This window comes from Nocardioides sp. (assembly GCF_035481145.1).
In the GTDB taxonomy this organism is placed as follows: domain Bacteria; phylum Actinomycetota; class Actinomycetes; order Propionibacteriales; family Nocardioidaceae; genus Nocardioides.
Genome location: NZ_DATIHB010000168.1, coordinates 1 through 10,148, shown reverse-complemented (window position 1 = coordinate 10,148; position 10,148 = coordinate 1). Strand labels below are relative to the sequence as shown.

Genomic DNA, 10,148 nt, shown 5'->3' with positions numbered 1-10,148 from the left:
CCCCCGAGCCGGTCTCGACGAACCTGCTCTGCAGCGCGTTGACGTCGCCGATCGCGAGCACGGTGTACGGCGGCCGCAGCGCACGGTCATGGACGAGGATCGCACTTCCGGCGGCTCGGATGCCCGTGGTCGCGGTGAGTCGGATGCCGTTGACCGCGATCGCCTCGGCCCCGGCGGCCCACAGTCCGTCGACCAGCGTGGCGAGGTCCTCATCGCGCACGGCGCCGTCCTCCGACCCGTCGGCCGCGTCGTCGACCTTGGCCCGTACGCCGGGGCCGCGGACCGCCCGATAGCCAGCGAGAGCTCCGACCGTGTCATTGGCTGCGGCGAGCGTCCGCTCGCGTTTCGCGACCGACTCCTGCCGTGTCGTGAGCAGCTCGATCTCGTCGTGGAGGTCACCGATCTGGCGGTTGGCCTCGCGGAGACCCTCGCGCTTCATGTCGATCTGCTGGACGAGCTCGTCGCGCGCCAGCGCGTCGGAGTCCGCGGTCGCGCGGTTCTGCACGGCCGCCACCACGAGCAGGAGACCGAAGACGCCCACGACCACAGCCGCGCGCCAGCGGTTCGACACCTCGCCCGCTCCGGACTCCCCCGCCGCCCTCCGTGTCTCGGCCACGTGCTGGTAGTCGAGGTCGAGGGAGTTCCTCGTGACGATGTCCAGCAGGGGCATCGTTACGTGGGCAGGAAGCGGAGTGCGGTCAGGCATCGGGCCGGGCCGTCCTCGGGTCGGGAGCCGCGAGCAGCTTGCGGACCTGCCAGGCGTAGAGGAGCCCGGCCCACCAGTAGAGCGCGATGCCCCACCAGGCGAACGCCCAGCCGAAGACCCTGGCCATGGTGGCGCCCACCGAGTCACCCTCGCCGAGCAGGAGCAGGGGGAAGGCGTAGAGCAGGTTGAACGTGGCGGCCTTGCCCAGGAAATGAACGGGCAGTGCGCTGTAGCCGCGGCGGCGCAGGAACGGGACGAGTCCCCACAGGAAGAGGTCGCGGGCCGGCAGCAGCACGGCGACCCACCACGGGACGAGGTCGCGCAGCGCGAAGCCGACGACGACAGCCAGGATGTAGAGACGGTCCGCGACGGGGTCGAGGATCTCGCCGAGAGCGGAGCGCTGGTCGAGCATCCGCGCCGCGAACCCGTCGGCCCAGTCCGTGATGCCCGCCAGGGCGAGCACGCCGAGGGCCCACCAGTCCGCCTCGGGACCCAGCAGGAGCCACAGGAAGACGGGGACACCGGCCAGCCGCACGAAGCTCAGGGCATTGGGCAGCGTGAGCACCCGGTTGCTGCGTCGTACTGCCTGCACGTCTCCCCTGCCGGTAACTGCTCGTCGATGGCACGCGGGCGCGCGCCGGTGCATCGAACCCTAGTCGGACTCAGTCCTCGTCGTGGTGCGCCGCGTCGCGAATCTCCCCGACCAGCTCCTCGAGCACGTCCTCCAGCGTGATCAGGCCGACCAGCTCGCCGCTCTCGTCCACGACGCGCGCCAGGTGCGCACCGCGGCGCTGGAGCGTCTCGAGCGCGTCGTGGAGGACGTCATCGGCGCGCACGCTCGCGAACGGGCGGATCCACTTGTCGTCGACCGGCCGATGGCGACGACTCTCATCGGTCTCGAGGACGTCCTTGATGTGCACGTAGCCGATCCAGGCTTCGCTGTCGCGCACGGGGAACCGCGAGAACCCCGTCGCGGCGCAGACCTCTTCCACGTCGGCGCCCGACGCGCCCCGCTCGACGGTGGTCACGCCAGCCAGCGGCAGGACCACCGCGGCGACCGTCCGCTCGGTGAAGCCGAGAGCCCCGGCGAGGCGACCGTAGGCATCCTCTTCGAGCAGTCCTTCTCCGTGCGACTCCTCGACCAGCGCCGCCACCTCGTCGCGGGTGAAGGTGGAGGAGACCTCGTCCTTCGGCTCCACGCGCAGCAGCCGGAGGATGCCGTTGGCGATCATGTTGAAGCCGACGATCAACGGCCGGAAGGCGGTGACGACCGCCATCATCGGCGGCCCGAGGAGGAGCGCTGCCCGGTCGGGTCCGGCCAGCGCGATGTTCTTCGGCACCATCTCTCCGAGCACCACGTGGAGGTAGACGACCACGGTCAGGGCGATCACGAACGCGACCGGGTGGAGCATCTCGTCGGGCACGTGGAACTCGTGGAAGAGCGGCTCGAGAAGGTGCGCGAGGGCCGGCTCGGCGACCGCTCCGAGGCCGAGGGACGCGGCGGTGATTCCGAGCTGCGCGGCGGCCATCACGAGCGAGACGTTCTCCATGGCGCGCAGCGTCGTACGCGCGGCCTTGGAGCCGGCCTGGGCCTTCGGCTCGATCTGGGTACGTCGAGCGGAGACGAGCGCGAACTCGGATCCGACGAAGAAGGCATTGGCGACCAGGAGGGCCAAGCCGACGAGGATGCCGGTCAGGGGGCTCATGCGTCCTCCTCCTCAGCGTCGCGCTCGACGGTCTCCACACTGAGGCGGATCCGGTCGACGCGACGTCCGTCCATCCGCTCGACGTGGAGGACCGCGACCCGGGGCGCCTCATCGCCGTCGGAGGAGTCCAGCACCACATGAGCGGCGTCGCCGGCGGTCGGGATCCTGCCGAGGCTGCGCAGGACGAGCCCCGCGATCGTGTCGTAGTCGTCGTGCTCCGGGAGCAAGATCCCGGTGACGTCCTCGACCTCGTCAGGCCGCAGCAGGCCCGAGAGCGACCAGGAGCCGTCCCGGCGCTGGCGCGCCCGCGCACCGAGGCGGTCGTGCTCGTCGGAGATGTCACCGACGATCTCCTCGACGACGTCCTCGAGCGTCACGATCCCGGCGTACCCGCCGTACTCGTCCATGACGACCGCGAGCTGGAAGCCCTCACCGCGCAGCAGGGCCAGCAGCGGGTCGAGGCGCAGCGAGTCGGGCACGACGATGGGCGGCACCATGATGTGGCGCACCCGTGTCGTCGAACGCTCCTGGACCGGGAGCGCGACGGCGTGCTTGATGTGGACCGTGCCCGCCACCTCGTCGTGCTCGTTGAGCACGGGAAAGCGCGAGTGCCCCGTCTGGCGGGCCAGCTCGATCACGGCCGCGGCGCGGTCGGTGCCCTCGAGGGTCCGCGCGCGCACCCGCGGCGTCATGATCTCGCCCGCGGTCCGGGTGCCGAAGACCACAGACCGCTCCATCAGCTCGGCCGTGTCGGCGTCGAGGGTGCCCTGGTCCGCCGAGTGCTGGATCAGCGACTGCAGCTCTGCTGGTCCACGGGCCGACCGGAGCTCCTCCTGGGGCTCGATGCCGAGGCGGCGTACGAGCGCGTTGGCGGAGCCGTTGAGCAGGCGGATGGGCAGGCCCATCACCGCGGTGAACACCCGCTGCGGGCCCTGGGTTGCGCGAGCGGTCTGGTACGGAAGGGCGATCGCGAGGTTCTTCGGAACGAGCTCGCCGAAGACCATCGTGAGCACGGTGCTCAGGAGCAGCGCGAAGGTGAGGGCGAGCGGGCCGACCGCGCCCTCCGGCAGGCCCGCCGCGGTGAGCGGGTCGCGGACCAGCTCCGCGATGGCCGGCTCGGCGAGGAAACCGATCGCGAGGTTGGTGACGGTGATGCCCACCTGTGCACCCGACAGCTGGGTGGAGAGGCTGCGCAGCGCCTTCTGGATGCCGACGGCACCGCTGTCGCCGCCGGCGGCAAGACGCTCGACCTGCCCCCGGTCGACGGTGAGGAAGGCGAACTCGGCCGCGACGAAGAGGCCGCACGCGAGCACGAGCAGCAGGGAGACAACGAGCAGGATCCACTCGGTCATGGGCGGCCCTCTGGGTCGTACTTCACACCCCGCACCCTACTGGGCTGCGCTAGCGTCACGTCGCGATGGACCTCCTCACCGGTGCCGCGACCGTCTCGGTCGTGCTGGCCTGCACGCTTGCGCTGTCACTCGTCCTGCTGCTGGTCAGCCGCCTGCAGCTGCGGCGGGTCCGACGCCGGCTCGCGGCCCTCGAGAACGCAGCCGAACCACTGACCAACCGTGCCGCGAAGGCAGCAGGCTGGGCGATGCGCGGCGCCGTCGGCACAGCCGTCAGGATCCGCGAGCAGGGCGTCGGGGGCATGCTCCGCTCCTCGATCGAGGAGCTCACCGGCTTCGCCCTGGCGGACAAGCAGGCGATCGACCGGGTGATCGGCGACGACGGCACCGTCACGATCGTCTTCTCGGACATCGAGGACTCCACCGCGCTCAACGAGCGCCTGGGCGACGCCGCCTTCGTCGCCCTGCTCGACGCGCACGACCAGGTGATCCGCAAGCTCGTGGCGAAGGCGGGCGGCCACGTGGTCAAGTCGCAGGGCGACGGCTTCATGCTCGCCTTCGGTGACCCAGCAGCCGCGGTCGGCGTGGCGATCGCGATGCAGCGCGCGCTCACGGTCTCGCGGCGCCGCGCGCTCCGGCGTACGCCGATCCGGGTGCGGATCGGCGTCCATGCAGGCCATGTGGTCCACCGCGAAGGCGACTACTTCGGCCTCAACGTGGCCATGGCGGCCCGTGTGGCCGGGCTTGCCACGGGCGGCGAGATCCTCGCGACCGAAGGCGTCCGGGACGCCGTCACCGACCGCCACTTCCGCCTGCGTATGCCGGCGGCCAGCCTCAAGGGCATCCCGGGGCACCACCAGCTGTGGTCGGTCGACTGGACCCCGGTCGACCACCGCGCCTGAGTCCGAATCTGGCTCAGTTGAGCCAGAAAGTGCCGGTGCCCGCTAGATTGGGAGACCCGCCACACGTCAGAACGGAGGGGCCTTGAGCGAGACCGACGACGTCCCCGTCGCGCCGACGGCATCGGCGGCGATGACCTACGCCGACTTCGGCGAGGCGTTCCTGCGCAAGGTGGTCCACCGGCGCCGCGTGCTCGAGGTGATCGAGCGGGTGCTCGGCGAGAAGATCGAGCTCGGTCCGCTTGGCGCGGGCCCCGGCCGGAAGTTCGCCAAGGTGACGGCGACCGGATGGTTCCAGCCCGTCTCGGGCGTGGAGATCCCGGGCCCGGACCTCGGCTTCCGGATCATCATCCCGGTCGACGTGGACTTCGCGATCGAGATCGCGCGCGACGTCAACCGCTTCCGCGCCCGTCTGCTGGTCCCGATCACGGTGCGACTGCGCCTGGAGCCCCCACTCGACCTGCTGGTGGACGTGGTCCTGCCCCCTGAGGACGAGGTCTCCCTGCAGGTCGAGACCGACAAGCGCCGCTCGGCCGTCCTGCAGCGCGTGTCCGGGCTGGAGAGCGAGCTGCGCCGGTTCATGATGCGCGTGATGGAGAAGGAGTTCGCCAAGCCGCACATCCAGCGGATCATGCGCGTCGACCTGCTCCAGCTCGTCGACGACACCTGGCCCGACCTGGTCGAACGCCTCCTCCCCGACGACCCGCCACCGCACCACGACCCTGATGCAGGACCACCCGCCGACCTGCTGTAGGGTTCAACCGCTCCCGCCAGCCGGGGGCATCGGGCTGTAGCGCAGCTTGGTAGCGCACCTGACTGGGGGTCAGGGGGTCGCAGGTTCAAATCCTGTCAGCCCGACCGAGGTCGAAGGCCGGATCCGCAAGGATCCGGCCTTCGTCGTTCCCGGACATCGCGGCGCGATAGCGTTCACGGGTGCTGATCACCCACCGCCTCGCCGCCCGCGCGATCCACGCCGTGTGGCGCCGCGTGGAGTTCTGGGGCTCCGTCGCTCCCGGCACGGACAAGGCCGACGAGTTCGGCTCCTTCGGCCGTGGCTCGATGATCACCTTCCCGTATGCCGCGTTGTTCGGCTGCGCCGAGATCCACCTGGGTGCGGACACCCTGATCGGCCGGCATTGTTCGCTGAGCGTGGGCTACGGAGACAGCGACCCGTCCCTCCCCCCTCGGGGACTCGTCATCGGTGACCGCTGCGTGATCGGTCAGCGAGCGACGATCACCGCGCACGAGTCGATCGAGATCGGCGACGACGTGTGGTTCGGCCAGGACGTCTTCATCTCCGACTCCGGTCACGGCTACCAGGATCCGGACACGCCGATCGGCGTCCAGTGGGGCGAGCGCGCCCGCGTCGTCATCGGCGCCGGCTCCTGGGTCGGACACGGCGCGATCCTGCTCCCCGGCACCCGGTTGGGGCGCAACACGGTGGTCGCGGCCGGAAGCGTGGTCCGCGGCGAGTTCCCCGACCACGCCGTCGTGGGCGGCGTACCCGCGAAGGTGCTGCGGACGCTCGAGCCCGGGCTCGGCTGGGTCTCCTCCAGCGGCTCGGGCGAGGTCCGCCCGATCTGGCGCCACGAGGACGTCGAGCGGCTCCTGTCCGGCGAGGGCTGAGCCTCAGGCGATGACGGACTCGGCCGCGAGCAGTCCCAGCTCGCCCAGCATCAGGTCGCGGCGTACGACGAGCTCGGCCACAGTCTCGACGAACCGACGGGTGCTGTCTCCGACGGCGTTGTCGTCGAAGTAGTGGTGGCGCATCGCGACGCGGGCCAGGTGGTGCGTGTCCTGCTCGAGGCGCGCCGTCATCAGCATCGTGAGCTCGTCGAGGTTGCTCGAGTCGAGCACGTCCGCACAGCGGCTCACCGGAACCTCGAGGCGGAGCCGGTCGGCGTCGTGGTGGCGGTCCGTGATCATGATCGGCTTGTCGGTCTGCAGGTAGAGCCAGTCCAGGCCCACCGACGAGACATCGGTGACCATCGCGTCGCACCGCGGGAAGACCGCGAGGATGTCACCGGCCAGCACCGCCTCGTGGCCCGCGGACGGGTCGCGACGGGCCGCGTCTGCGAGCAGGTCGAGGATGGCGCGGTGGTTGTCACGGATCGCAGGAGTCTCGCTCGTCACGACACGCGGGTGCGGCTTGTAGACGACCCGGGTCGCCTCGACCTTCAGCAGCGAGCGCACGATCTCGGGACCGAACAGGTCGACCGACGTGTAGTCGTTGTACTCCGCGTCGCCCTCCCACGTCGGCGCGTAGAGGACCGTGCGGCGCTCGGACGGGACGATCACCGGCTCCGGGCGCAGGTCGAGCTGGGGGCGGCCGATGCGCACCAGGCGCGCCTCGTCGAGCTCCATCAGGGCAGCGCGATGGCGCTGGACCGCCGCTTCGCCGGCGACGAAGACCCGGTCATAGGCCTTCGCGTTGTTGCTGACCATCGACTGCTTGTCACTCTCGCCGTGGTTGATGTGCACGTGCAGCATCCGACCCTGGAGCAGCGAGTTGAAGTTGAAGTGGCTGTTATTGCAGTAGACCGCGACCTTGGGATCGATCTCGGCGTAGAGCTCGGCGAGGTCGTTGAAGCCCGGTGCGTCGAAGACCCGCAGGCGCGTGTGCTCACGCACGATCCCGGCGGTCTCCTCGTTGCGCGTCACGACGGCGGTCGGATGGGTCGCGTCCAGACGCTCCAGCACCGGCAGCCACTGCAGCAGCTGATAGACACGGGCCGGGTCGTCGGCGAAGTACGCGATCACATCGGGGTTCTGCACGTCCGAATTTTACGGCCTCGGAACCCATGCTCATGACCAAATGAGGTGCTGCGAGGCCCCTCACGGCCGCAGGCGCTGGACCGCCCACGTGGCACCGTCGTCGGTGCTCCGGGCGACGCTGTCGCCACCGACGACGACCGCCCTGTCGGCATCCGTGAAGAGCCCCCACGGACCGTCACCCTCGACGCAGTACGCCGGCTTGAAGCCGGTGCCGCCGTCGGTGGACCGTTCCACCCTGATACCCGCGCACGACGGGTCCTCGACGAGCGCAAGCGCCGTCGTCGCAGCGACGAACCCGACCGCCTTGACGTTGCGGTTGTTGCCCAGGATCGACCAGTCGTCACCGCCGGACACGGTCCCGAGGAGCCGGCCGTCGGTGCACGCCAACCGGGCCACACGATCGTCGAGACCGGTCACCGCGAGCGGCTCGCAGGGAACCTCGACCGCTCCGCCGGGTGCGTGCACCTGACGGTCGGCGCCGGGAACGAGGGACCAGATCTCCGGGAGCCTCCCGAGCTCCTTCCAGGTCTTTCCCGCGTCGGTGGTGCGGAACCCGACGCCCTTGCAGGCAGCGTCCACACCCACGAGGACTGCAGTGTCGCCGGCCTCGACCTCGATCCCGCCGACCGCGGTCAGGCCCTTGACGGCGTATGTCGACGACGCGCCGCCGCGTGCCACCCTGACCTCGACCGAGCCGGCTCCGTCGCACCCACGCCTCGGCGCGAAGAAGACGAGGTCGCTGCCCGCACCGACGACCCATGAGCCCGTCTTCGCGCCGGCACCCTCGCGGGTCGCGGAGGCGCTGGGCGTGGGGGTCGACGAGGCCCGGGGCCGGAGCGGTGAGGGCAGGGTGCTGCTCAGGGCGTCGTCCGCCCCCTCTGTGGGGCTTGGGAGCGTGTCCGGCTTGAGCGCCACGAGTCCGAGACCGACCACGAGGACTGCCCCCGCGCCGAGCGCGAGGTCTTGGTAGCGAGGCACGGCCGCGAGGCTACCGGTCCACAGGGTGTGCTGTCCCGCGGTCGGGGTACCTCGCTAGGCACCAGACCTGGAACCGAGGAGGCACCCCGTGAACGACGTCGTCGAGCTGATCCTGAAGGACCACCGGGAGGTGGAGCGCCTGTTCGACCAGCTCCGCACCGACCCCGCCAGCCGGCCCGGGTCGCTGCCCGTGCTCACCACCCTGCTGAGCGCGCACAGCCGTGCTGAGGAGGCCGATGTCTACCCCGTCGTCGCAGACGAGGTCGGCGCCTCCGAGCACGTCGCCCACAGCCAGGAGGAGCACGTCGAGGCCGACGAGCTGCTGGCGAAGCTCGCCGCCACCGACCCCGACAGTGCCGACTTCGTCACGGTTCTGGACGAGGTCGTCAAGGCTGTCTCCCACCACATCGAGGAAGAGGAGGAGACCGTGCTCGCCGGCATGCGCAACGGCCTCTCGGCCGAGCGGCGCGCCGAGCTCGGCGAGGCCTTCCTCGCGACACGCGAGCAGCACCTGGGCGACCAGCCGGATGACATCACCCGTGACGAGCTGCGCCAGCAGGCCGCGAACATGGAGGTCTCCACGCCCAGCGGAGCAACCAAGGACGAGATCCAGCAGACGCTCCGCGAGGAAGCCGGCGAGTGATCCCCGCCGCGGGAGCGGCGCTCACCGCTACCTCTTGCGCTTCTCCCGCGGCTGCACCTTGATCTCGATCGGCGTGCCGACGAACCCGAACTCCTCGCGCAGGCGACGCTCGATGAAGCGCTCGTAGCCGGCGTCCAGCTTGCCGGTGGTGAAGAGCTTGAACGTCGGGTGCGCCACCGACACCTGCGAGCCGAAGAGGATGCGCGGCTGCTTGCCGCCCCGCACCGGGTGGGGGTGCTCCTGCACGAGGCGGCCGAGGAAGCCGTTGAACGTGCCGGTCGAGATGCGGGTCTCCCACCCCTCGAGCGCCCTGTCGAGCGCGGGCACGAGCCGGTCGATGTGCCAGCCGGTGCGCGCGGTCAGGTTGATCCGCGGCGCCCACTGCACCTGGACGAGCTCGCGCTCGATCTCGCGGTCGAGGTAGTAGCGGCGCTCCTCGTCGACGAGGTCCCACTTGTTGAAGGCGATGACGAGCGCCTTGCCCATCTCGCGGACCATCTGGATGATCCGGACGTCCTGCTCGGCGATGCTCTGCTCGGCGTCCAGCACCAGCACCGCGACCTCAGCACGCTCGATCGCGCTAGCGGTACGGAGGCTCGCGTAGTACTCGTGCCCGGAGGCCTCCTTGACCCGCTTGCGGATGCCCGCGGTGTCGATGAAGCGCCACTCCCGGCCACCGAACTCGATCAGCTCGTCGACGGGATCGACGGTGGTGCCGGCCGCGTTGTCGACGACGACGCGCGTCTCGCCGGCGAGCTTGTTGAGCAGCGAGGACTTGCCGACGTTGGGCTTGCCGACGATCGCGATCCGGCGCGGGCCGCCGACCTCCTCCGGGCTGTGCTCGGGTGCCTCGGGCAGCACCGCGAGGACCGCGTCGAGCAGGTCGCCGGAGCCGCGGCCGTGCAGCGCGGAGACGGTGAACGGCTCCCCCAGGCCCAGGTTCCACAGGCCGTAGGCCTCGGCCTCGGTGCGCTGGTCGTCCACCTTGTTGGCAGCGAGCACGACCGGCTTGCCGGCGCGGCGCAGGATCTTGACCACGGCCTCGTCGATGTCGGTGATCCCGATCGTCGCGTCGACCACGAACAGCACGGC

11 protein-coding genes and 1 tRNA gene are annotated in these 10,148 nt (G+C 70.5%); 5 read left to right on the top strand and 7 right to left on the bottom strand.

The features are described 5' to 3' along the window. The 4 genes from VLF38_RS14135 to VLF38_RS14120 all read right to left on the bottom strand — a co-directional run. A partial coding sequence (locus VLF38_RS14135; RefSeq protein ID WP_325271881.1) for a DUF881 domain-containing protein occupies positions 1-706 on the bottom strand: 706 nt, incomplete at its 3' end. Further along, positions 699-1,298 (bottom strand): CDP-alcohol phosphatidyltransferase family protein, encoded by a 600-nt coding sequence (locus VLF38_RS14130; RefSeq protein ID WP_325271880.1) that lies wholly within the window; start codon positions 1,296-1,298, stop codon positions 699-701. The genes VLF38_RS14130 and VLF38_RS14135, both read right to left, overlap by 8 nt. Before the next feature lie 70 nt (positions 1,299-1,368). Next, entirely contained in the window at positions 1,369-2,412 is a 1,044-nt protein-coding gene (locus VLF38_RS14125) for a hemolysin family protein (RefSeq protein WP_325271879.1), read from the bottom strand. Next, entirely contained in the window at positions 2,409-3,764 is a 1,356-nt protein-coding gene (locus VLF38_RS14120) for a hemolysin family protein (protein WP_325271878.1), read from the bottom strand. Before VLF38_RS14120 ends, VLF38_RS14125 begins: the two co-directional genes overlap by 4 nt. Positions 3,765-3,829: 65 nt before the next feature. On the opposite strand from VLF38_RS14120, the gene VLF38_RS14115 reads away from it, so the two are divergent. The 4 genes from VLF38_RS14115 to VLF38_RS14100 all read left to right on the top strand — a co-directional run bounded on the left by VLF38_RS14115 (position 3,830) and on the right by VLF38_RS14100 (position 6,286). Next, a complete protein-coding gene (locus VLF38_RS14115) occupies positions 3,830-4,663 on the top strand; it encodes an adenylate/guanylate cyclase domain-containing protein (RefSeq protein WP_325271877.1) in 834 nt (277 codons plus the stop codon). 82 nt (positions 4,664-4,745) lie between these two features. Further along, a complete protein-coding gene (locus VLF38_RS14110) occupies positions 4,746-5,414 on the top strand; it encodes a hypothetical protein (protein ID WP_325271876.1) in 669 nt (222 codons plus the stop codon). A gap of 30 nt (positions 5,415-5,444) precedes the next feature. After that, a tRNA-Pro gene (locus VLF38_RS14105) sits at positions 5,445-5,518 on the top strand. 75 nt (positions 5,519-5,593) lie between these two features. After that, complete coding sequence (locus tag VLF38_RS14100; RefSeq protein ID WP_325271875.1) at positions 5,594-6,286, top strand: acyltransferase; 693 nt, start codon at positions 5,594-5,596, stop codon at positions 6,284-6,286. Positions 6,287-6,289: 3 nt separating this feature from the next. Here the strand turns inward: VLF38_RS14100 and VLF38_RS14095 are convergent, their stop codons facing one another. Further along, positions 6,290-7,435 carry a CDP-glycerol glycerophosphotransferase family protein gene (locus tag VLF38_RS14095; RefSeq protein WP_325271874.1) on the bottom strand — a complete coding sequence of 382 codons (1,146 nt, stop codon included), beginning with the start codon at positions 7,433-7,435 and terminating at the stop codon, positions 6,290-6,292. Positions 7,436-7,495: 60 nt separating this feature from the next. Beyond that, the gene (locus tag VLF38_RS14090; protein ID WP_325271873.1) at positions 7,496-8,413 is read right to left on the bottom strand and encodes a hypothetical protein; all 918 of its coding nucleotides are present in this window, start codon (positions 8,411-8,413) and stop codon (positions 7,496-7,498) included. Between the two features lie 88 nt (positions 8,414-8,501). Between VLF38_RS14090 and VLF38_RS14085 the strand changes: the two genes are divergently transcribed. Beyond that, positions 8,502-9,056, top strand: a complete 555-nt coding sequence (locus tag VLF38_RS14085; RefSeq protein ID WP_325271872.1) for a hemerythrin domain-containing protein — start codon at positions 8,502-8,504, stop codon at positions 9,054-9,056. 27 nt (positions 9,057-9,083) lie between these two features. Here the strand turns inward: VLF38_RS14085 and der are convergent. Further along, on the bottom strand, positions 9,084-10,148 hold a 1,065-nt coding region (der, locus tag VLF38_RS14080), incomplete at its 5' end, for a ribosome biogenesis GTPase Der (protein WP_325271871.1).